Below are 23,520 nucleotides of genomic sequence, written 5' to 3' on the forward strand. Positions count from 1 at the left end.
GCGCTTTCACTAAGTGATGTCTGTATTGACTCGCTCTCTGATTTTGCTATTGATGCTGAATCTGAAGCTGCTGCGCTCTCGCTAAGTGATGTCTGTATTGACTCACTCTCAGACTTTGCTTCTGATAATGATTCAGAAATTGAATCTCTTGTACTTGCTGACTCAGATGCTACTGCACTGAGGGAATCTCTCACTGAAAGGCTCTCACTTACATATTCTGAGAGGCTCTGGCTGAGTGACTGGCTCATCCATGTGCTGAGTGACTCGCTAGCTTTTGCAGAAGCGCTGAGTGACTCTGAGCGAGATAATGATGCTGCTTCTGAAGCGGATGCACTTTCAGAAATTGACTCTGAGCGTACCTGGGATGCACTTGCTGATGCAGATGCGCTTTCCTTTACTGACTCTGACCAAGCCTCTGACTGTGAAACAGCCTGGCTGTATGCTTCTGATAAAGAAGATACTTCGCTTCTCTGCTGAGAATAATCATCGCGTCCGTTCTCATAATCCTTGATTGAATAATATGTGTAGCCCTTTACTCCGAAATTGCCGTCCTTTGCTTCACCAGAGTTGTTGTAATAAACATCTGTAGACTCTTTAGCCTTTGAAACAAAGCCAGGTGTGAATGTAAGGCTGCTTGTTGAAGCTGATGCGGATGTATAAAGTGTAATTGACTGAGCTCTATATACACCGAGTTTCTTGTCTGCAAATGCAGTTAATGTGTATGTACCGTCTCCATTATTAGTAATGTTTGAATTAGCATAGTAATAAGTTGTGCCATTGATGGAAAATGTAGAATATGATCCTTTCCAATTCCATAAATTGTCATTACCTTTTCTACTATACTGAGAAACAATTTTAAGAGAATTACCATTCTCATCTACAAGAGTTTCCATTACTTGAGCACCAGACTCACCTGTTGTAAGTACACTTACCGCACTGTCAGCACTACTTCTATAAATACCTGAAAGGTTGCCATTATACTCATTATAACCATTTGAATAGCATCCTAAATCATGATAAATTGCCTGCTCATTTGTTGAATAATAAATATGAGACTCTGGATTATTATTCTGAGCTACTACTGTATTCTCATTTTTCCAAGAAAGTGTAAATGTCTTGTCTGCATTGATTGTAACATCCACACCATCAGCAATCTGGCTACCGTTCACATAGTAGCGGCAAACTGTAGTCTCGGTACCATCCTCAGCTGTCTCGGTAGCATAATCCCATGTAAGAACATTTCCAGAAGCGTCCTTATATTCAACAGCCTTCTTAACAACCATGATACCGTCGACTACATTTGGATTGTCATGCTGAGCACCCCATGATGGGCTATCATAGAAACCAGAAACTAAAGCATTTCCGTCTGAATCAACTGTTACATAATCAAAGTATGCGTACTTTGTCTCGCCAGCTGCATCCACATATGTAACGCATACACTGTTTGTATTGTAATTGCTGCTATCCCAATCGCTGTAAAGAATCTCGCCAACATATCCTTCCTGATAGAAAGAATACTGGATAAGAAGATTTGCAAGCTTGTCGCCATATCCGTAATAGTTATTTGATTCTGAGCTATGATTTAAATACTGACCATCAGCTTTTGCCTGCTCTTTAGCTGCATCAAGGGCAGCCTTCGCTTCCTCGATTTGTTTGATAAGATCCTCAAGATACTCATCTTCCATGCCTGCTTCTGAGAATGAAGTAGATGCTGATTCGTATTCTGATTGAATCTCAGATATAGATGTAGAAAGGCTAGCTGTTTCTGAAGCCAACTCCTCTGACTCTGAAGCTGATGTACTAGCTAAGCTTTCGTTTTCTGATGTCAATGACTCTGCTGCTGAAGTAGATGTAGAAGAAATAGTAGAATCCTCTGTTGATAATGAAGTGCTTGCAGATTCTGATGTTTCAGCAATTTCTGAAGCTACACTCTTAGCATTTTCATCTAATGAATCAACTGTCTCAGTACTTGCTGTAGACTCTGAGCCCTCAACTGTCTCAGTATTTTCGCTTGTTGCCTCTGAACCTTCTGTAGCAAGACCATCGAAAAGATTTGTATCGTTTTCTGAAGTAGTCTGAACCTTTGATTCATCTAGTATAGTGTCCTGAGCAACTTCCTCTGTAGTTATCTCCTCTGTAGTAACCTCTTGTGTAATAGTTTCCTGAGCTTCTTCCTGTACAGTTTCTACAGTAGTTTCAACTACTTCCTTTGCCTGCTCCTGAGCAACTTCTATAGTAACTACGCCCTGAGCACTAGCGATTGCTTCTTCTTCGCCGAGCTCACAAGCGTATGCTAAATTTGCATCACCTAAAACTGAGGCTCCACCAACTGTAGCCCCTGTAATTGCAACACCCTTTAATATTTTTTCTACTTTCTTCTTTGACATAATAAAAACCTCTATCTATGAACATGTTATAATTCATTGCCAATTATTAATTTCAGAGTTATTGTATCACCTTGACATTATTTTTAAAGGGTATTTAGTAACACGTTTTTGCCAAATCAGATACGTTTTTGCCAAATAATTATTTTAAGGGTTCAAATATCATTTTCGTTACATAAAATAACGGCCAGATTATAACATCTGACCGTGAAAAAACTTATTAAATTAGTTAATGTGTGTCCACCACATATCCATGAACTGTAAATCTCATTCCTGATGATGAGCATGTAGAAAGTGTAGTAATCAAATCAGCTGAGTCCACCTCATTTGTAGTCTCGATCTTTTTGTAGGAATGGCTCTTAAGCTCATCAATGTATGCACCAAACTCTTCGGAATCTGAATATGGAACTGCATATACCCAGGATGCTGCCTCGGTGTCAAAAAACGAGAATATTTCATATCTATATTTTTTGTCAGCAGTAATTATCTGGAAATATTTGTGCTCATCCAAATATGTGTCTTCTGATTTATAGTATTTTAGCTGGCCAAACATAGAAAGATTTCTCATGTTGTGACCGTAGATAATGTTATGGCTATCGCTAAAATCTGGTAGATTGTAGCCCTCCAAGAAAATACTGCCGGCTGTGGCACTCTCACCGTCCATTGTTCGACGCAAATATTTCTCGTCATCACCAGAATAGAGAATCGGATAACTAATGTCTGTTCCTTCTATATAAATCCATCCTATAACATCAGGATTGATTTCCTGTAAGGCAGCAACATCCACATCAATCATTTCATACCAAGGGCACTGGTCTATCTGAGCCTGGTCAGCCACCGATACAAACTCCTGGTTCAAATTAGCATAAAGTGTATTTGATTTTTGATACCCCAGGTAAATATAAAGGAATCCACTCATGGAACCAAATACAATTATAATTCCAAGAATCAGAATAATCTTTGGATTAAATCCTGCATTTTTTTCTGTTGAAGCCGCAGAATCCTCGGCAGACTTTTTCTCCTTTTTTTCTCCAAAGGCTGATAAGGCTGCTCCCGCCAATAAAATAATGACTGCTACAATTTTACCAACGGATTCTGAAAGCCATGTGGCCACATTTCCAATGATAGGAAAATGAGCTCGCACCTTTCCTATTACATTCACGTAAGCAACAGGTGTAAAATCCTCTGTGTTGTTGGCGTCACCCTTTGTGGTAAATAGTCTGCTTTCCTGATTAACAGACTGTACTCTATGGGTTACAACACTTGCCCCCGATTCAAATGCAATAATATCCCCTTCTGCGATTTCCTCAAAGGCTGCTTCTTTGACATAAACAATTGAGCCTACGCTTATTTCTGGCTCCATTGAACCGGAGATAACATTAAAGCTCTGGTAGCCTAAAACCTTTGGAACAGCCAGCGGCAAACATGCCAAAATTACTACTGCAATTAAAATGTTTCCTATAATTTTTAATATTTTTCCCATGGGCTAATTATATCATAAAAATAGCGCCAAGCTTAATGCCTAGCGCTATTAATTATTTAATCCTCATCGTCATTATTGTCATTTGTTCTTACTACATGAGCTCTACGTTTTTTCTCTGCAACATAAAGTGTAATGAGAACGAATAGAACTGCGATAATTGCGATTATTATTCCAATAATCATATTTCTAATGAAGTTGTCCTTTGGTGATCCACCAGCCTTAGCAACTTCTTCATCACTGATATCGATAACATCCATTGGTGTTTCTTCATCAGAGATTGTTGTGTCATCAGCTGCTCCAGCATTTTCACCATCGTCACCGGCATTATCAGCATCGCCTGCATTGCCGCCTGCGTTACCACCATTGCCACGGTTGTTTGTTGTGCCCTCTTCTGTTGTAGAACTACTACTATTTCTGTACTGGTACTCATAAGTTGGCTCACCATAAACAGTAGATGATGAATATGTTGTTTCGTCTATTACCTTTATGCTGCCTGAGTATTTCTTGTAAATGAAAGTAAATACTGTGTCAGCCTTTAATCCAGTAGAATCTGTTAAATAGTAAGCGTTTGGATAATACTTATCAATGTGCTTTGCAGGTACATAAACTACCTCGCCCTTAGCAGCGTAAAGTGTATCATCCTCTAAAAGAGCATTACCACTCTCATCTACATATTTAACTGTGTAAGGAATAACTGTTCCTACACCGTAAGCTACTACATAAGTCTCATCACCAGTAACTGTGATGTTTGCAGAAGCCTCTACATTGTTGTTGTCATTAGAGCCCTTTGTTGGAGATGTCACAAGTGAATCACCACCAGATACTCTAAGACCTGAAACGTAGTATTTTCTCTCTCCTGTAGTCTCGTTTGCTTTAACTTTTACAAGAGCATCTACATCAAAATTATAAGTGTCGTCATAATTCCAACCAGTGATTGTAAGCACATCACCATCAACTGAAACTCTATCAGAGCCTAAGTCAGCCTTTAGCGCATCAACAGCTGATGAATCAAAGATTGCATCTGCATTGTTGCCAAGTGCAATTTTGATACGATATGTATAAGAAGCCTCAGCAATGATTGGAGCTAAATTTGCAAGTGTAATGACAAATACTAATGTAAGAAAAAGTCCAAGTGTCTTTTTAAATGCACGCATTTAAGCCACCTCCTCTTTCTTATTTCTTGTCATAACAAAGTACCAAACGATTAGAATCACTCCAAAGAATAGGAATGCTCCGCAAAGCAAAAGTGGCATAATAGAATCGCCTGTTAAAGGATTGTCACCACCTGCAAGTGGAATTGTGTCATCATCGATAATAACAACTTCTGTTCCACCATCGAGAGTGTTAACTACTCGCTTAACTACTGTATTATGCTTTTCAACAGTTTCGCCTTCTCTCGCTGAAGAAGTAGGCTCTGCACCAAACTTAATCTCTAACTCTGCAAGTGTTGCCATGTAAGCATTAGTCTGTGAATTACCATCAAGTGTAATAGCAACAGTCACACTTCCATTGGCACCATTTGCAAGAGAACCAAGTGAGAAATATGAACCTTCGTTACCATTTACCTGATCAAGACCAACTTTTGCAATAGCTGCATCAGCATCACCACCGACAGTCTCACTATCGAAAAGTGGTGTCTCGCTGCCAGAATAAGTAATCTTGTAGGAATATGCACCACCAGCTGCCTCTGAGCCTTCCTCAAGAGACTTGACAACATCAGCATTCATGTAGAAATTTGCCTCTTCACCGCTGGCATTGTTGTACTGTACTGTATATTTGATTGTATCACCAGGCATTACATTGGAAATCTTGCAGTTGGCTGCGTCATAAGAAGATGTAATCTTTGAACCATCATATGTCACTTCCCAACCAATTCCTGCTGTCTCAGCCTGTGCATTGATTTTGTTTGCTGTAAAGCTCGTTGCCACTAACGTAAGGGCAAGAACCATATTCAAATATAATCTTTTCATTTCGCTTGCTCCCTCTTGTTAGTTAATGTTTGTAATGTTACCGTTGCTATCTACTGTTGCATGTACGCCCCAAGCACCAAGGATTGATTCCTCTGCGTTATGTGCCTGAACTGCATCTACACGAATTTCAATTTCAAATTTCTTTCCGTCATAGCCGTAGATGTTTTTAACTACGGTGTAATCTCCAGAAGAAACCGTCTCAGTTGTAACCTCATTTAAAATGTCACGGCTGAATTCAATTGAATCCAAGAACTGAACTGCCTCGTCCTTTGCAAGAGGCTTTGTACAATAGAACACTTCGCCCTCTGTAGTGCTCTCTGAATCGAGCTTCATCCAGCTATCTGTTGTGTTTAACTCAATAAGTGAAGGATCAAGTCTTGTGTCCTTTTCACCCTTTGAATCAACCCAACTTTTTCTAACAAGTACTCGAACATATTCGTCATAATCACCTGTTGAAGTGTTCTGAATCTGAACATCCTCATCATACTCATGCTCTACCTGTAAAGGATTGTCCTTATTAATTTGATTTTTTACATCATTTAAACCAAGAGCTGTAACACTGACGAACTTGCCATCCTGCTTTTCCTGAATATCAACATATAGATGGTCAGTTTCAAATGAAACGCTCTCTGCGCTATTTGAATAAGCGATCGCTGCTCTTGTAGCACCAACGCCACTGCCTGCTACGAATATAAGTCCAGCAGCTAGAACAATTACAGGGTTCTTAAATACTTTTTTCATTATTCATTCCCCCCTTCATTATTCTCTGTTGTATCTGTAGTCTGCTGTGTCTCAGTCTCTGTAGATGCTTCTGGCTGAGTCTCTGTTTGATTCTCAGTCTGGCTCTCAGAAGTCTTCTCACCAAATTTTGCTTGGTACTCCTGACGCTCCATGATCTTCTCATCCCACTTAGCTACGAGATTGCCATCAGCATCTCTCTGAGCCTTAGCAGCTTCTTCTACGATAACTACGTTGAAGGTTTGTGAATCAAAATCGAAATCATCAGGTTTTGTAATATTGATTGTCAATGTACCTGATGTCTCACCTGGCTTAACTATCTGATTGTACTCATAGTAGCCATTCTTTAATGTCCAGCCCTCTCCACTGTAAGTCAAATTGTCTTTATATGCCTCACCACAGATAGCCTGAACTCTTACGAACACATCATAGTTACCTGTGTTTTTAACTGCTACTTCCTTAATCCAATCATGTGCATTCTCTTCAGGCTCGATTTCAAAATCTCCTATATAAACTGTTGCTGTTCCAACAGCTTCATGAGAATCTGTGAAATAAGCCATTGCCGGTCTAACTGCAATTGCACCAATCATTACGAGGCCGGCAGCAACTAATGCTAAATTCTTACGTTTCATCACTGTCTCCTCCCTATCTCATTTCCTGTTCTGGTATTACTTCTACAGGTGTTTCTTCTTCAGGAATAAATCCTTCTTCACCGAAATGGTTCTCAATACTAATAGTTCCAACATCTATCTCGTCGTTGTACTCATTTGTAAAACTAGCAATCAATGTATCCTGAGCTTTGATCACAGTCTTAGCATTCTCGCCCAATGCACCAGCTACTTCATATGAGTAAGAGCTGCTAGTTAATTTATAACTTGCACCAACATAATACTCAGTGACTGTTACTGTAGAGCCTGCTGGAATCATTTCAGAAATGAATATTTCCTGCGTACCTGGCGCCTCAAAATTCATGCTGTAAGCATTACTTAAGAACTTTGTAGTGCCATCTTTCTTAGTGATTTCAACATCATATGCAAATGCTGCCTCACCAAGTGACTCATTGTAAGATTTCAAAGTCTTTTGAATCTTAAGAGCACCGTAACGCTCTGTTGCCTCTGCCTTAAGCGCAAATGATATTGTGTCGTAGTTCCATGCATCACTTGTTCCTGTTCCCATGATGTAATCGCTTGTAGGTGCATAGATAATATATGAAGTAAAATTGTAATCGTAGTAATCGTCCTGAGTTGGTCTTGGAACATATAGGTAAATACCTGCTGCTGGATTAGCTTCTGTTGACTTAATTATAGTAGAAGCATTTGTAAGACCATTTTCACCCTTAGTAGCTGTAATTGTAGCTGTAGGTGTAGGCTTATTATCTTCAACAACCTTAGTAACCTTTTCTACAATTTCTTTCTTAACATCATCTACTACTACCTTGTCACCATTCAGAACACTAAGCTTTGCTCCAGAATTTGCGAACTCAGAAGTAAGTGTTGGAGTTCCTGCAGCATCAAGTGAGGCAATCTTATAAAGGTCGATTATCACATTGCCCTTATACTCACTTGCGAATATTGAGTACGCACTCTCACTGGAAACCGTGGCTGTGATTGTAATATCCTTTGTTAAATCAACTCTCTCAGCCGCCTGTGAATTGTGAACTCCTAGTCCAGAAACAGCAAGAACTGTTACCAGCGCCATCGCTATCAAATTTTTCTTTTTAAACCCTATTCTTTTCACTGAGATCTCCCTTCAGCTTCTACATCTTTTTTCTTAAAAATATGTCTGATAATAAGAATGATAATCAATGCTAAGATGAATCCAGCAATACCAATAATTAAATAATAATTTTTAACTGTTTCCACCACAGCTTCTGTGCCAGTTGGCGGTTCATCCTCTCCAAGGTATTCAACCCTGATACCCCTGACTAAAAGTCTGTGGGTGTTTACACCGTATGGTGTACATGTGAATAATGTTACATAATCCTTGCCCTGCTCTACCTGCATCGCATCTGAAAGTGTATCAATGTCCTCTGCAGGAATTGCCTGTTCAATGTTGTCCACCTCGTAGGCAAGTGTTTCATCCAAAACATGGATGTAAAATTTGTCCCCAATCTCCAGCTGATCAATGTTGGTAAATAGCTCTGCACTAGGTAAACCTCTGTGACCAACTATGACTGAGTGTGTGCTTGCGCCACCGATTGGAAGTGCTGTTCCATTCATATGACCAACGGCCGTCTGAATGTACTCATCAAATGTGCCATGCATAATCGATAGCTTTAAATTTATTTTTGGAATGGACAAATAGCCCATAATTCCATCGCCATTAATATTTAGTACTGAGAAATACTCCGAGTTCAAAAACTCCTCTGTTGGCGTAACTGCATTGCCATCAGCTCCAGTAGAAAATGCATCAGTACCAATCTGGTTTTCTGTGATACCCTCATTGAATGCCCTAGCTGCTGCCCACTCAGCAGAATAATCATCGGTGCTCATATTTTGCAGCGAGTCCTCATAATTATTAATGAGTGTGCTCTGGACATATATGTTCCATTCGTTTGAAATGGTTGGGTATGCCAAAATCAAAAATCCAACTATGAATAATAAAATTACTAAAAATTTAGTTATCTTCTGCTTCACTGGTCTTTTCCTTCTTTGTTCTCAATTTATCGTATATGTATAATATTACGATAAATAGGGCAACAATTGCTAGTCCTACTATTACCCACAAAAGATAATTTGAATGTAAGCTTACCATTCCAAAGGCTGGTGTCTTTGCATCCTCTAGTAATTCTGGTGTGTACTCAACTCTGTGTCCTGTAACCATGAGGCGCTGTGTGTTAACACCGTATGGTGTGCAAGTAATCAGTGTACACAAATCCTCGCCATCCTTTACTGCAAGAAGTGAGGTATCATCTGGTTCAACTACTTCTATTGACTCGATTTCATATGCGTAGTACTCACCCATGATTATGAGGAAGAAATCCTCACCAATTTCCACCTTGTCAAGATCAGTGAAAAGTGTCGCACTAGGCAAACCTCTGTGAGCCGATAGTACTGAATGTGTGCTAGGTCCACCGATTGGAAGTGAACTTCCCTCTAGGTGACCAACGCCAATCTGAAGAACATCTTCGTTAGTCGTGTGAAAAATAGGAAGCTTTACATTGATACTTGGTATCTGAATGTATCCCATGATTCCATCACCGTTGGCATTCAGTATGCTCATGTAGTTTTCATCAGTGCCATTTGCCTCTGCCTCTGCAAAGGAATCTGGCAAAATGCTTGGAAGTAAATCCTCGTTGTACTGCTCTGCTCTCTCAAGCTCTGCTGTCACATCAAGTGAACCTTCCTCTATTGCTGTCTCAACTGATTCTGAATAGTTGTTAACTAACTGTGCCTGAACATGATTGTTCCAGGTATTAGCAACCAGTGGATACAACAACAAGGACAATCCAGCAAGCATCAAAATGCCGATAGCAATAAATCTGTAGTATTTTTTCAAGAATGTTTTCATCGATGCTTTCTGTCCTCTCCTTGGTGTTGTGCCCTGACAACTGCCAGGGCATGCCACCAATTTATTTTGTAAATATTGTTTTTCTAATTACTTAGAAGCCTTTCTCTTTGATGCAAAGAAAAGTGCTGCTGCGATAGCCATGATAGCTACACCGAGTACTGTGAAGATTGTTGTACCCATACCACCAGTGAATGGAAGTGATGCAAGCTTTGTATCGTAAATTGATACAGCATCTGTTGTAACGTGCTTATCTAATGACTCGCCCTGTTTAAGCTCTGCATCTACACCATTTGGATTGATAGAGTATGTTGCTGGAGCAACTGTCTCATCAAAGTGATACTTTCCTTCTGAAAGTCCTGTTACTTTTAATACACCCTTTGTTGCTTCGATTTCATCAACAACCTTTGTTTGATCGTCAGATGTCTCTGCAAGCTTATAAATGCTTACGCCATCTTTGTTCTCAACAAATACAAACTTAAGAGCTGTAGTAGCACCATCCTTGTAAACCTTGAACTTAGCACCATCAAGCTTTGTAGTTTCATCATCAGCATACTTTGTAAGTGTGATATCACCCTCAACACCCTTTACTGTGATTTCGCCTGTCTCTTCATCATCCTTTACAGAATATGTAGCTGTATTCTCATATCCTTCTGTACCAGTAACTGTTGCCTTGTATTCAATAGTAAGAGGCTTATGAGCATCATCAAGAATGTACTCATCATCAGCGTATACAAGATCTGTTAAAACAAGAGCAAACTTATCATCCTCTACCTTTGTAAATGCATAATCACCTGTTAAAACTGTACCATCAATCTTGATTACAGGCTTAACACCATCTAAACTTGAAAGACCAGTTGTGTAATCATAAACAACAAACTTGTTTACATAACTTGGAACTGTCTTTGTAATTGTGAATGTTACTTCCTGACCAGCGTTTACGAATGTATCGTTTGGCTCCTTGTCAAGGTCACTATCTGTACCCTTTGCAGTTACCTTGTCGTTTGTAGCTACATAATTTCCATTAGCATCGTTTGTTATAGCCACTGATACCATTGGGCTGTATACTGCTTCATCGCTTGAAGCAACGATATAGTAAACACCTGCTGGCAACTGAGAGAATGTAACAGTGCCATTATCACCTGCAGTCTGCTGAGGAGCTGCAGTAGCTATGTTTGCATTCCATGCACCCTCAAGTTTTTCAACATCACTTACAGACATCTGAACTTTCTCAAGTGCATTTGTTGTAGACTCGCCAACTGTATATACTTGGCTTGCCCAATCCTTTACTTTAATTTTGTTGTTTTCAATGGTAGCTACTGTATAAATATCTACCTTTGCGCCTTTTTTAAGGTCTTCAACTGTTACAGTTGCTGTGTCTGCGGCAAATGCTGTAATGCTCATTGCCATCATCATTATCACTGCGAGTGCGAGTGATAAGATTTTTCTCATCTTTTTCATTGTATCTCTCTCCTTTATTACTTAATGTTTTTTTGGTTCTTTTTGTTTTTATATAACATCAGCGATGCGCCTAACATAAGAAGTACGCCGCCGATTGTATATACATAAATTCCTCTTCCACCTGTTTCTGGAAGTGTGTAGGCAACTTTGTCAATCGCGTTAAACCATACCTTTGTTTCAGTTGTTCCAACGATGACTGTGTAAACCTTCTCAGCAGATGAATTTGTGAGATAATCGCTGTTAAGCAAGTAGCTTGTTGTATTTGAAGCGATTGCCTTTCCAGCTGCGTCGAAGAAGTATCCCTTATCAACGCTATCTCCTAATACACTAAAGTTCTTTATAATTTCTGATGTTACACTATCGCCTGATGATGTAACTGTTAATTTGTAATTACTTGGTGTATTAGCTTCAGCCCTTGTGATTGTGACTGTAAAGATTTCATCACTCAATGTGAATCCCTCTGGTGCCTGTACTTCCTTGATGTAGTAAGTACCAACTCCAAGCCCATCGATTAACAATGACTGATAATTCTTATTTGCATCTGATGATGATATCTCTTTAATCTTTGTAGTGCACTTATCATCTGTGAAGATTCCATATGTTGCTCCAACTAATTTAGATGAATCTAAAGCACTAATCTTATCGAAATAAATACCTGCATCAACAACATTGATATAGTATTTTCCACTTCCTGTAGATGTTGTAACTTCCTGATTTGTGCTATCTGGAGCTACCCAAGCTGATGATAATCTTGTAGCCTGTGGAGTGGCTGTGAATGTAACACTAGTCTCATAATAGTAACTATTATCTCCTACAGTCTTGTTATCACCGTCCCCAGCCTTGGTACCACTAGTCACTGCAATTGTACCCTCAGCTGCATCAGCTGTTCCTGGGTATGAATATGAAATAACTCCATTGTTAATGCTAATGCTGTTACTATTAAATACTCCCGAAATCTCATGCTTAACATTGTTGCTATCTGTGTAGTAGCACTGAATGCCTGATAGCAAATTCATTATCTCATCATTTGATGAAAGCTGAGATACATCAAAAGTATCATTTAACAATATTGTTGTCTCATTATCTGTAAGGCTAAAACTTAAAAGTTTAACGTTTACTGTAGGCATATCAAAATTAGTTGTATTTCCTTCTACAGTAACTCCTGAAGCAGGACCATTTGTTGTGATTGCATTACCACCCATGAAGTCATCCTTTGCCTTCACAAGGAACTTAGAGTCAAATCCGTTTGTTCCACTTGCCTTTGGTCCAATGTAAATATTGCTCCATGTAATTTTCTGAACACCATTTTCAGTACTAATTGTTCCTTCAACTTCTTCATACTGACCTGAAGCATTCTTTATAGTAGCTTTTACCTTGTCGCCATCGACATACTTTTTGTATGTTCCGTCTGTATTCTTATAGACTAATTCAAATCTAGGATCAACAACGTCTACTACTGTTCCTGTTGCGCCAACTACGATATCAGCCATAACTTCCTGGAATGCTTCTGATACTTTGCTCATATTTGATACAGAGTGTACATTATCTGAAGAACCTGCAACATTGTTGGCAAAGTTCGTCATTTGAGTTGTAGCTGAACCATCATCATACTTGATGAAGAAAATGTTGGCTGCACAGCCATACATACTCTTGCTAGTTCCATCATATGTTTGCCAATCTGTTTTTACATTTGTTGCAGCACGTAATGCGCCTGCGCACTTTTCTGCTGCAGATGCAACTCCGGTATGGAAAGTTTTATTAGTAGTTGGCACTCCATCAGTAAATAAGATGACATTATTTCTATATTCATCAGTTCTGTAATCATCAACAAGCACCTCATTGATAACTACTTCCAAACCAGTATCAATTCGTGTTGCCCCTTCGGCACTTAAACCATTGATTTTTTCCTTGATAGTGCTCACATTATCCGAGGTACATTTTGTTAGTCCTAAAACTTTTCTCGAATCGCTTTTATCGCTAAATTCAACTACAGCTACTCTACAATCTGTACCCTCAAGACCTGAAACGAAATCATCAGCTGCAATTTTCATAAGATCCAAACGAGAAACTTCAAAATCTAATGGAGTCAAACTATCTGGTATATCTCCATCATAATCATTCCAGCCATTGAATAGTCTTTGCCATTTTGTTCCATCATATCTATAAAAGTAATAATTTCTATCCTGCTGAGCATAGAATGTTTTTCCATGTAGGAAAGAGGCATTTTCAATAGTTGTTTTTCCAACTGTCGAAACAGAGTCGCCCATCGAACCGGAAACATCCAAAACAAGCACAATATCCTGTTTTGATCCCTCAGTAGTCTTTGTAGCAGATGCACCTAAATCAATTTCATAAACTCTGCTTTCCCAATCGCTAACTGTAGCGGTCTTGTCTGTTGTAACAACAGTATCTCCAGCTTCATTCTTTTCGTTCTTGATAATCCATCCATTATCAGTTTTCTCTGAAAGTTTTCCTTCTATAGAGAATGTAGAACCACCTTTGCCGTCTGACTGAACATTGATGTACCATGCCTCTGTTGGTGATAAATATCCTGAAGGTGTTCCAGTCTCAGTAAGAATATATAATCCCTGAGGAATTCCTTCTGTTATATTTCCATTTGCATCCTTTAAATACTTGAATGAAACTACTCCATCTGAACCAGAAGTGGCTACATCTTTCTGATCTGCATCAAGCGCCGTATATGCTCCATCAGATGAAACTAAAGTAAACTTTGCACCTGCAACTGGTATAGATGTATCGTTAGCATCTACCTTTGTAAATTCAAGTGGATCAACAGGTGGTGCTGTCTCATCTACAACAGGCATATTGAACTTAATATAGCAATTACTCTTTCCTAGTCCTCTTTCGAGATAATATACTTGTAATGTATGCTTGCCATTGTCTAAGATATTTGTCTTATCAAATATCCCTTTATCATACATATTGAAGCTAGTACCATATAAGGAAGCTTGTGAATTGTAAATATTACTTACAGTACAATCACCAGTTGAAAAATCAATTGATCCTTTTACAACTCCATGGATACCTCCCATATCGAGTACTAGTTTTCCATCAACATATACCCAAACATCATCATCACCAGAGAATTCAAATACACAAGGCTCTCCATTATTGGTTCCTGTCTTTGTCATATTAAATTCCTGAGTGAAGTGCATACCAAAATGGCCATACCCTTTTTCTTCGTTTTTACTATTTAGGTATGTCCCAAATGGCCAAAATCCTGCCAAGCCATAATCACCGTCAGTAGTAATCAACCCTGACTCTGAATCGAATGTAGCCTTTGAATTAGCACTGTTAAATACATAGTATCCATCGCTGTCTAATTCAAATGGAAAACCTACATTGTAATATGCTTTTGTATGCCAAGTATTAGTATTACCATACTTATATGTATATGTTTCATACTCTGTATTGCTAGATTTATTCTCTGTTGTAAAATAACCCGGTGTGCCGTACCCATTGAATGTAATCATTCCATCTTGAGAACCCAAATTTTGACTAACCATACCTTGGTATGCCTTGCCATCATTTGCATTATTCTCATGGCACTTATTCCAATCCTCGCTGTCACTGCCTGAACACATTGTAAGATACTTTGCAGAGTTTGCAGAGTATGCAACAGCATTAATAGCTGTAAGTGTCTTATTTCCAACTTTTATAGTATCAGTATCATTGTACTTGAATAAATCCACTGTAAACTGAGGTCTATCTGCACCGGATCCAGATAAATACAATTCTATATAGTTTATTGATGGATTCTGATTATTATAGTTTCCTTTGCAGCAATAGTTCTCTAAGGTATATTCGTAATCGCCATCTTTATCAGCAGTTATTTCTTCCAAATCATCGCCAAACCCAGCTTTAAATCGATCAATAGAGTATCCTTCGGCTATTTCTTCTACTCTGAACCATTGATCTGCATGTCTAGTATTAGAAGTACACACATATCCACTTTCTTCTACTAGTGTTTCATTTACGTATATCTTTACAACTAATGGATAGTATGTATCATCATCATTATTAATATAGTACCAATCATAATATTTATTAACGCTAGGTAAACTATCTACCTCATCCCAATCTTGTTCTTTATACTTCCTAGAACTGTTAGACCAATACCATGAAAAGATTGAAGCATATTTACTGGTATAAATAGCATCCAAATCCCCACTTACCGCAACTATATATGTAGAGAAATGATCTGTAATCATTTCCATATCTGCGTCTTCATTTTCAGTTGTATCAGTAGCAGTTTCAACCTTATTTACAGACTCATCAACATAATGGTAAACCTCTGTAGTCATTGAATCATCATCGATACCTTCAACATTTCCAAGACTTAGGAATTCTACCTTAACTTCACCATTTGGTTCAACGACATCACCAGACTCTGTCAGCAGATTAATATCATATGCTACGAAGTCTACAACAGCTGTTTCCTCTCCAGTCTCAACATCAAGTGCCTCTGACATTTGGTTGTATACATCTTCGTCAGACTCTTTTGTAATCTCTTCTACAGAAACACTAACTGCATCTCCAAATACTGATTTCTTACCAGTAATTCTAACGATACCATTCGAATCAGTTAATGAAATACTCTGTTCCTGACCACAGTGAATACAAATTCCATTCTCATCGAATTCGCACTCTTCGATTTCCTCGTGATTTACTTCATTACCTTCTTCGTCGATTGTTACCCATGTTTTTGTATGAGTGCCATCTCCGTTTGAAGTATATGTATATTCGATTTCTGGATCTTCTTCTGCCTTCTTGTATCCACAGATTTTGCAAACGCCATCTTCGTCGTAATCGCAAGTCTCTGTTTCTACCTCGCTGCACTCACTGCAAGTTCTTGAATGAGTTCCGTCCTCATTAGATGTCCACTCGCCAAAAACGTGCTCGCACTTTTCAGCATCCTCTTCCTCTGATGTAGGCTCTGCATCCTCTGGCTTAGTCTCCTCATCGGTAACTTTCTCGCCATCCTCTGCAGGAGTCTCACCAGCTTCATCGTCAGAAGCTTTCTCATCTGCATCAACAACAGGAGTATCAGCAGCTGGTGTGCCCTCATTAGCGATATCATTTTTTATTTCATCAGCGATGGTATTAACTACGCCATTGCCATCTGTCTGAGTGTCAGCAGTCTGACTAGCATCAATCAATGCATCCCCAGATTCTGGCTGGCCAGATTCAGAGCTATTTGAACCATCTGATGATGTAACATCACTAGATGCAGCTCCTTCAGATATTTGAACAGAAGCCTCAACAGGAGCATCTGTTTCCTCTCCAGCGTATACTGACATTGGAGATGAAGCAGCAAGTGCTACTGCAAGACCTAAAGAAAGAATTCTATTAGCTAAAGCGATCCTCTTCATTTAACCAAATCTCCCACTAAAATGAATCATTTCACACCCAGTCAAACAATAACCCCTGACCAAATGTGAATAAACTATGTTTTCAATAGTACCCGAGAAGTATATTAGTTTATGTAACAAAATAAAAAAAGGGCGTTGGCAACAAGTGCAAAATTTTGGCAAAAAATGTATCCCATTCATTACAAGTTGGGGCATATCCCGACAACTTAAACGTTTTTGTATCCATTTTTTCATAGTTTGAACACATTTTTTCACATAAGTTGCCACAAAATGCACACATATGGTACAGAAAACAATAAAAAAGCCCCTGGCTCTAAAGAGCCAGAGGCAAAGTATAAATCCCCATTTATTTTAAAATTATGTAACGTTACTTTATTGTATAAACTCATTGTGCAAGATAAGTCTAGCTTCTCACTCTAGGAACCCCTCCACCACTCTCCTAACTTGAATAGGATCTAGAGGTTTATCCTTAGTTTCATATGTGATAATCAAATCTCTACCAAGGAGTAACCCACTGTTTTCGTAATCAGCAATCTTCTTGGCATTTTTCAAAAAATACTCGACATCATCCACCATTCCCAAATGTTCCCAATATTTTGTTTTTCTTTTTCTAACATTTAATACTGTGAAATCAGGTAGCACTTTATTGTATTCATTAAACCATAATGGTTTTTCATACAGGTATGGCACACCATATTCATCTAATATATTAGATATAATCACTTCAGACTTAGAGCGCATTTTAATCCCATGACCATTATCAAATATCTTGCCGTCATTATAGTAGTCTGGTTGCTCATACTCCTGAGAAAGCCACTCAGCTATATAATCTTCATCAGATTGCATTATAGGCTTAATCAATTCTTCCTTTCCATAAGATAGACTACCTGCTATTTCTTCTACAGTGCGGTTACCATAAACATTTAATAATCTTCCTAGACTGTTGTATTCCTTCTTTGCAGCCTCTAGTACTTTTGAATCATATTCTTTTTGAGCTAATCGCACCGCCATTCTTTTATTACTAGCTTTAATATACTGACCATTTTTTTCATTTTTATTTGTTCTTAAGAAATATTGGTTCGTATTCCTACATTTTGCAACTCGTAATATTCCATCTGGAGCATTATGCAAAGTTCGCTCCTTCTCTTTAATTATATTTTGAAGTTCGTTGTATCTTTCCAATGCCAACTTCTCAATTTCATTGTATCTTATCATTTCATAACTCCTTTTCATTAAATTGGGGTTCTAGCTGACAATCCAATTGTTTGTTCAGCAAAAACTCATTTTTTCTTAGTAGTTTCTAGTTATTAGAGAGATATACTAAGCCAGGTGCATACCTCTACATTACTTAGTACACTTTTCGATGCGCGTACTAAGCAATTGCCATTCGCGACATTATTTTAGTACGCTTAATTTCTTGCGCACTAAAATATTTTCATTCTTGTCATAGGTTTAGTGCGCTTATTGGACAGCGTACTAAACCTATGATTATTTGCCCTTTTTCTTCGTCGGACAAAAAAGCTGTGTACTAATAATTGGGAATAAATGGTGATAGTATAGTGCGATTTACAAAAATCTATGCCTATTCTTTTTTCAGTGCACTAAGAAATTCGCATTATCCATGCTTGTTTAGTACGCATGGTGAATTAAGACATCTTCTCTTCATAAAGTGCACTAAGAAATCAGCATTCCCCATGCTTGTTTAGTACACATCACAAATTAAGACAGCTTTTCTCCATAAAGCGCACTAAGAACTTCATCACAGTCTCTATATCTTAGTCACGCCAAAACAAAGCCATGCAAAAAACAGGCACATTTTGTGCTCTATCGCTAAATCAAAAGAAAAAAATATAATAGTTTTAGAAATAATTAAATTTATGAGAACGAATCCTGATGAAAATCAGAATCTAGTGTCGCGGAATGCGACGAAAATGATTATAGCACGCATAAAAGCCTGTTGTCTAGTAAAAAAAGAAAACAGGACCGCGGCCTAGGCTGCGGTCCTGTTGGTCACCGTATAGAATGCGCTGGATGATATCCTTGCTTAGTTGAATCCTGAGGTTAAAATGTGGCAAAGGAAAGCCACATTTTAATCTTGCTAGTGCAAGACAGCGATTCATAAAGTGAATCGCTGCCGGATACGGAGGAAGCTAATCTGATGATTAGCTTCCTCCTGGGTCAAAATGCGTACAAGGAAGGCCACATTTTAATCTTGCTAGCGCAAGACAGCGATTCATAAAGTGAATCGCTGCCGGATACAGAGGAAGCTAATCTGATGATTAGCTTCCTCCTGGGTTAAAATGCGGTCAGGGAAAACCGCATTTTAATCTGCCTTCGGCAGACAATGATTTACTTCGTAAATCATCGCCGGGTACGGATTTAACTAAGCTTTATGCTTAGTTAAATCCTACTACCTTCTGTGCAATTTTGTAGGCTGATACAGAAATCAAACGTCCTGTATGACCTGGAAGATTTGTGGTGCCGCACATTACACCGTAGCGGAGCTTGCGATATAAGTAGTAATCGTGCTCTTTGATGTATGCCCAAAGGTCACGGCGCTTCTGCTGGTTCTCTTTGGTGCCACTCTTCATGAGAAGTACTGTAGATATTACAGTGATCATCTCTAAATAGTTGAACATGTATTTCTTAACATGAGTGTTAACAATATTCTTATAGTCATAGGCTTCAAGCATAAGCTTGTTGACCTTGATTTGTTGGTCGATACGACTAATCATGACCTTTTCGTTTACTGACTGGTCGTCACGACCAATAAAGTAACGATAGAAGTCTACATCAAGATAGTACATAGTCTTGACGTATGGGAGTGGATAGAATACATAAAGGTTGTCCACATAGAATGTGTGCTTTGGAAGCTCTAATCCACAATCTCTAAGGAGCTTTGTACGATAGATGACTGAGTGCATCAAAATGTACTGGCCCTTGCGGAAGTGTCCTGTCTCATCCCAAGTGAAGTATCTATTAGTAGGAAGGTTTGAGTATGACATAACCTTTTTGTGAGCTGCCCCTTCCTTTTCGTATACATAATTAGAAATAAGCATGTCTAGCTGCTTGCCGCTCTCTACTGACTGGTGGAGAACCTTTAAAATCTTGTCATATGCTTCTGGGTCTACCCAGTCGTCTGAATCAACTACTTTAAAGAAAAGTCCTGTTGCATTTTTAAGGCCTGTGTTAACAGCTTGACCGTGGCCACCGTTTTCTTGGTGAACTGCTTTTATAATAGTAGGATGTTCTGCAGCAAGTCTGTCTGCGATCTCTGCTGTGTTATCCTTTTGACTACCGTCGTCTACAATAATAATCTCTACATCCTCACCACCGTGAAGAAGTGTCTCTACACAATGTTCCATATATGCTGCTGAGTTGTAACATGGAACAGCAAATGATAATAATTTCATAATATTAAACTCCTAACTCTAAATAACATCAAATATACGATGTAAAAACATCTCGACGCTGACTCCCCATAATAGCAATGCACCAGCTACATAAGCAATGGTCTTGTTTTCAAAACCGTAGTGCAATCCTGTGTATAGTCCGCATACAACCATAACAATAGAAATAAGTAAAATCATAATTACTACTTGCCAGATTGTAACACCAACAAGACCGCAAACGCAACCTGCCGCTGCTGTGTATATGCTAGACATAACAACTAAACGTATGTAATCAAAAACTCTGATGGCATCTCTGCGATGCTCTTGAATAAATTTGCGTTCTACCGCTTTAAATAAAAGCCTGCATCCTAATAATGCCAAAACTATGGCTGCAACAGCCTCGCCATAATACTCAGGATTTGGTATGTAGCCTTCTGATGATAAAAACCAACAAGACACATATCCAAATAAATAAAAAATCAACTCAACTGTAGCAACAACTCCGCAGGCTATAATCAATGTTCTCTTTTTAAGATGTGCTATCATGGCTCCCTGTATCTCCATTGCTGCGAATACATCTAACAATATACCTGCCATGATTAGCAAACTCTCTAACCAGTTCATTTATAAAACTCCAATCAATTAGTTTTAATATATCTCAGCAAAAGCCCCGATATAAACCTTTCAATAAGATTATCTCCCTTTAAATATTCTCATTAAATTTCTAATTTATACAAGCTACAATAATATCTTTTTGTATTTATACTCTAGACATTCGCTATAACTTCTATGATTGGGCTATGGAAAATTTTAACATAGACATCTGCCAATTCCTCAACTGGAACATTGAGTCCTCGCTTAATCCACTGGATGGTAACCCAGGAAATAGAGTGAGCTAAAAACTCAGCGACTATGTCCTCTCCTAGCCAATTGTAATTGGCGATTCGAGTAAGGCTCTCTACGTCTATGTATTTTTTAACTGCGCTAGCAACACATCGATTGAAAATCTCGTTAAAAGAATTTTGGCCCTCTAGCTGGGCAGCTCTCTTATAGAAATCCTTTTCCTTTTCAATGGTTGTCAAAATAAGTGTGACCCCTTCTTTTAACATTCCGTTGTTAAGAAGTGGGTCAATAGGAGCAAATAACTCGTTTATTGTAATCCATTCAAGCAATTCGTATTTATCCTGAAAGTGATTGTAAAATGTAGGTCGGATAACGCCTGCTTTATTAGTGATTTCTTTTATTGTAATTTTGTCTATCGGTTTAGTAGTAGCTAGTTCTTTCAAGCTCTCTGCAAGAACTATATCTATTGCATTTTGTGACTGATTATTCATTAACAACTCCTTAAGAATCCTGGTATTCTACTGCCACATAGAATCCCTTAGGGGTCTCCTTTACGTCTACGACTTTGCCTTCCTTGGCCTTTATTCGTTCCAATGTTGTGTAGTTTGCTGACATGGCATAGGACCTGCCAAGGACGTAGTAATATGAATTGGAAAGAGCATACTCTGTGATAGGAAGTACATCTCCTACCTCCAGCAAGCCTGTTCGTTCCATTTTAAATTCCATCTGTCCCATTTAGATGTCTTCCTCTCTAGTAATAATAGAATCAACCACAACCTTTGATACTTTAACTTTGTGTACAAAAAAGAGGTCTGTAATTCCATCGTAAATTAGCATTACACCGATTAACCAGAAAATCATTTTAACTACCTGGAATGCCATTGCAATGCATAATGCACCAAGAACAATATTAATGATTGCTCCTAAAAATACAACCCACGAATTTTTTCCTTTGTTTCTAACAATCTCTACTGCCATTGTCAAATCCTGCACACCGTGAACCACAAGGATGACACCAATAGCTATTGGGATAATGTTAATAATGATATTGTCCTCTGGCGCAAGAAGCATCCAAACACCAAGTAATGAAAGGATACCGCCAACTGCAATGCCAAGAGCATTTTTATCGTTTTCAAAAATCTGGCTTAAAACAATTGCTACACCGGCAACAATAATAATGCAGGCAATCACTCTACTGAGAGCAATTGTAATCTCATCAGGATATGTTACAAGTAAAAGTCCAATGATAATGCTAATAATTGCAGATGCTGTAATATTAATTTTAAGACCTTTGATTTTTTCTTTCATAACCAAACCTCCAATAAATTAATGCAGAAAAGTGCTGAGCCTTGCTAGACCCAACACTTTTAAATTACTTTTCCTTTTTCTTGCCCCAGAATCCGATGGCAACTGTGCCTGGACCTGTATGTGCACCGATTGTAGGTCCAATATCAAATATTCTAATTTTCTCTTTCATGCAAGGGAAAGCTTCCTCAAGCATGTCAGCCATCTCTCTTGCATCCTCATAACAAACTGAGTGAGTAATGAAAATATTTTCATCATAGTCAGCTCCGCTTGCGATGCGCTCGCTAACTGCTGCAAGAGCTGCCTTCTTAACCATCTTTTTTCCACGACATTTCTGTCTAGGGATAAGCTTGCCCTCATCATTAACATTAAGAAGTGGACAAATATTAAGAGCTGTTCCGAACCATCCAGATACCTTTGAAATACGTCCGCCTCTAATGAAGAATGTAAGGTCTGTTGTGAAGAACCAAGTATTCTGATTTTGGATATTGTCCTCTGCCCATTTAACTAATTCATCAAAGCTGTAGCCCTGATCTCTAAGATCAGCTAATTTGTCCATAAACAATCCGTAACCAGCTGATGCTGTAAGGCTATCGATAACAACAACTTTGTTGTCAGGATATTGCTCGTTGACCTCATCTGCTGCAATTCTAGCTGAATTTAAAACACCTGAGATACCGCTAGATAAAGTAAGGTGAATAACATCCTTGCCCTGCTCTAAAAAGCCTTTGAAATATTCAGTGAATGCTTCTGCATTTACCTGTGAAGTCTTTGTCATAGCACCGTCTACCATAGCCTGATAGAAATCCTGTGGTGACATAGACTGGAATAAATCATCTTTGTATTCTTTGCCATCAAGATAGTAGTGAAAGCAAATATATTCAATATTTTTTTCTTGAAGATATTCCTTTGTCACGTCCGCTGTGGAACAACAACTAATAATATAATCTCCCATAATAATTACCTGATTCCTTTTATACATATTTTAACCCGTTTGAGTATAACTCAAACAATCACAAAACTCAACCTCACCCAAAATATGAA

At 38.5% G+C, this 23,520-nt stretch carries 18 protein-coding genes; all 18 read right to left on the minus strand.

Annotated elements, in window-relative coordinates; all coding sequences use genetic code 11:
- A partial coding sequence (locus tag E7276_RS10125; RefSeq protein WP_442960446.1) for a hypothetical protein occupies positions 1–2,387 on the minus strand: 2,387 nt, incomplete at its 3' end.
- Between the two features lie 226 nt (positions 2,388–2,613).
- A complete protein-coding gene (gene srtB, locus E7276_RS10130; protein ID WP_294217058.1) occupies positions 2,614–3,867 on the minus strand; it encodes a class B sortase in 1,254 nt (417 codons plus the stop codon).
- A gap of 56 nt (positions 3,868–3,923) precedes the next feature.
- Positions 3,924–5,021, minus strand: a complete 1,098-nt coding sequence (locus E7276_RS10135) for a hypothetical protein (RefSeq protein ID WP_294217060.1) — start codon at positions 5,019–5,021, stop codon at positions 3,924–3,926.
- On the minus strand, positions 5,022–5,837 hold the full coding sequence (locus E7276_RS10140) for a hypothetical protein (protein WP_294217061.1): 816 nt from the start codon (positions 5,835–5,837) through the stop codon (positions 5,022–5,024). It abuts the gene before it with no gap.
- Between the two features lie 18 nt (positions 5,838–5,855).
- The gene (locus E7276_RS10145) at positions 5,856–6,578 is read right to left on the minus strand and encodes a hypothetical protein (RefSeq protein WP_294217062.1); all 723 of its coding nucleotides are present in this window, start codon (positions 6,576–6,578) and stop codon (positions 5,856–5,858) included.
- Positions 6,578–7,207, minus strand: a complete 630-nt coding sequence (locus E7276_RS10150) for a hypothetical protein (RefSeq protein WP_294217064.1) — start codon at positions 7,205–7,207, stop codon at positions 6,578–6,580. Before E7276_RS10150 ends, E7276_RS10145 begins: the two co-directional genes overlap by 1 nt.
- A 13-nt stretch (positions 7,208–7,220) precedes the next feature.
- Positions 7,221–8,312 (minus strand): DUF5979 domain-containing protein, encoded by a 1,092-nt coding sequence (locus tag E7276_RS10155; RefSeq protein ID WP_294217068.1) that lies wholly within the window; start codon positions 8,310–8,312, stop codon positions 7,221–7,223.
- A complete protein-coding gene (locus tag E7276_RS10160) occupies positions 8,309–9,211 on the minus strand; it encodes a class C sortase (RefSeq protein WP_294217070.1) in 903 nt (300 codons plus the stop codon). The genes E7276_RS10155 and E7276_RS10160 overlap by 4 nt, the downstream gene beginning before the upstream one ends.
- Complete coding sequence (locus E7276_RS10165; protein WP_294217072.1) at positions 9,192–10,085, minus strand: class C sortase; 894 nt, start codon at positions 10,083–10,085, stop codon at positions 9,192–9,194. Before E7276_RS10165 ends, E7276_RS10160 begins: the two co-directional genes overlap by 20 nt.
- An 87-nt stretch (positions 10,086–10,172) precedes the next feature.
- Positions 10,173–11,543, minus strand: a complete 1,371-nt coding sequence (locus tag E7276_RS10170; RefSeq protein WP_294217074.1) for a SpaA isopeptide-forming pilin-related protein — start codon at positions 11,541–11,543, stop codon at positions 10,173–10,175.
- Between the two features lie 17 nt (positions 11,544–11,560).
- Positions 11,561–16,936: a SpaA isopeptide-forming pilin-related protein gene (locus E7276_RS10175; protein ID WP_294217076.1), complete on the minus strand. Its 5,376-nt coding sequence runs from the start codon at positions 16,934–16,936 to the stop codon at positions 11,561–11,563.
- Positions 16,937–17,347: 411 nt separating this feature from the next.
- Positions 17,348–18,151 (minus strand): hypothetical protein, encoded by an 804-nt coding sequence (locus tag E7276_RS10180; RefSeq protein ID WP_294217078.1) that lies wholly within the window; start codon positions 18,149–18,151, stop codon positions 17,348–17,350.
- Between the two features lie 1,181 nt (positions 18,152–19,332).
- On the minus strand, positions 19,333–20,349 hold the full coding sequence (locus tag E7276_RS10185) for a glycosyltransferase family 2 protein (protein WP_294217080.1): 1,017 nt from the start codon (positions 20,347–20,349) through the stop codon (positions 19,333–19,335).
- A gap of 18 nt (positions 20,350–20,367) precedes the next feature.
- Positions 20,368–20,952, minus strand: a complete 585-nt coding sequence (locus E7276_RS10190) for a manganese efflux pump (RefSeq protein WP_294217082.1) — start codon at positions 20,950–20,952, stop codon at positions 20,368–20,370.
- Positions 20,953–21,095: 143 nt separating this feature from the next.
- Positions 21,096–21,662: a TetR/AcrR family transcriptional regulator C-terminal domain-containing protein gene (locus E7276_RS10195; RefSeq protein WP_294217083.1), complete on the minus strand. Its 567-nt coding sequence runs from the start codon at positions 21,660–21,662 to the stop codon at positions 21,096–21,098.
- A 10-nt stretch (positions 21,663–21,672) separates the two neighbouring features.
- Positions 21,673–21,906: a hypothetical protein gene (locus E7276_RS10200; RefSeq protein ID WP_294217085.1), complete on the minus strand. Its 234-nt coding sequence runs from the start codon at positions 21,904–21,906 to the stop codon at positions 21,673–21,675.
- Positions 21,907–22,479: a DUF308 domain-containing protein gene (locus tag E7276_RS10205; protein WP_294217086.1), complete on the minus strand. Its 573-nt coding sequence runs from the start codon at positions 22,477–22,479 to the stop codon at positions 21,907–21,909.
- 64 nt (positions 22,480–22,543) lie between these two features.
- On the minus strand, positions 22,544–23,458 hold the full coding sequence (locus E7276_RS10210) for a DegV family protein (RefSeq protein ID WP_294217089.1): 915 nt from the start codon (positions 23,456–23,458) through the stop codon (positions 22,544–22,546).
- Positions 23,459–23,520 lie beyond the last annotated feature (62 nt).

It is taken from the genome of Pseudobutyrivibrio sp. (assembly GCF_015057185.1).
Lineage (GTDB): Bacteria > Bacillota > Clostridia > Lachnospirales > Lachnospiraceae > Pseudobutyrivibrio.

Coding starts and splice junctions, on each gene's coding strand:
- E7276_RS10210 (WP_294217089.1), bottom strand. CDS start 23,458: ATGTATAAAAGGAATCAGGTAATTATTATGGGAGATTATATTATTAGT.
- E7276_RS10140 (WP_294217061.1), bottom strand. CDS start 5,837: ATGAAAAGATTATATTTGAATATGGTTCTTGCCCTTACGTTAGTGGCA.
- E7276_RS10165 (WP_294217072.1), bottom strand. CDS start 10,085: ATGAAAACATTCTTGAAAAAATACTACAGATTTATTGCTATCGGCATT.
- E7276_RS10170 (WP_294217074.1), bottom strand. CDS start 11,543: ATGAAAAAGATGAGAAAAATCTTATCACTCGCACTCGCAGTGATAATG.
- E7276_RS10200 (WP_294217085.1), bottom strand. CDS start 21,906: ATGGGACAGATGGAATTTAAAATGGAACGAACAGGCTTGCTGGAGGTA.
- E7276_RS10185 (WP_294217080.1), bottom strand. CDS start 20,349: ATGAAATTATTATCATTTGCTGTTCCATGTTACAACTCAGCAGCATAT.
- E7276_RS10145 (WP_294217062.1), bottom strand. CDS start 6,578: ATGAAAAAAGTATTTAAGAACCCTGTAATTGTTCTAGCTGCTGGACTT.
- E7276_RS10135 (WP_294217060.1), bottom strand. CDS start 5,021: ATGCGTGCATTTAAAAAGACACTTGGACTTTTTCTTACATTAGTATTT.
- E7276_RS10180 (WP_294217078.1), bottom strand. CDS start 18,151: ATGATAAGATACAATGAAATTGAGAAGTTGGCATTGGAAAGATACAAC.
- E7276_RS10205 (WP_294217086.1), bottom strand. CDS start 22,479: ATGAAAGAAAAAATCAAAGGTCTTAAAATTAATATTACAGCATCTGCA.
- srtB (WP_294217058.1), bottom strand. CDS start 3,867: ATGGGAAAAATATTAAAAATTATAGGAAACATTTTAATTGCAGTAGTA.
- E7276_RS10190 (WP_294217082.1), bottom strand. CDS start 20,952: ATGAACTGGTTAGAGAGTTTGCTAATCATGGCAGGTATATTGTTAGAT.
- E7276_RS10175 (WP_294217076.1), bottom strand. CDS start 16,936: ATGAAGAGGATCGCTTTAGCTAATAGAATTCTTTCTTTAGGTCTTGCA.
- E7276_RS10150 (WP_294217064.1), bottom strand. CDS start 7,207: ATGAAACGTAAGAATTTAGCATTAGTTGCTGCCGGCCTCGTAATGATT.
- E7276_RS10195 (WP_294217083.1), bottom strand. CDS start 21,662: ATGAATAATCAGTCACAAAATGCAATAGATATAGTTCTTGCAGAGAGC.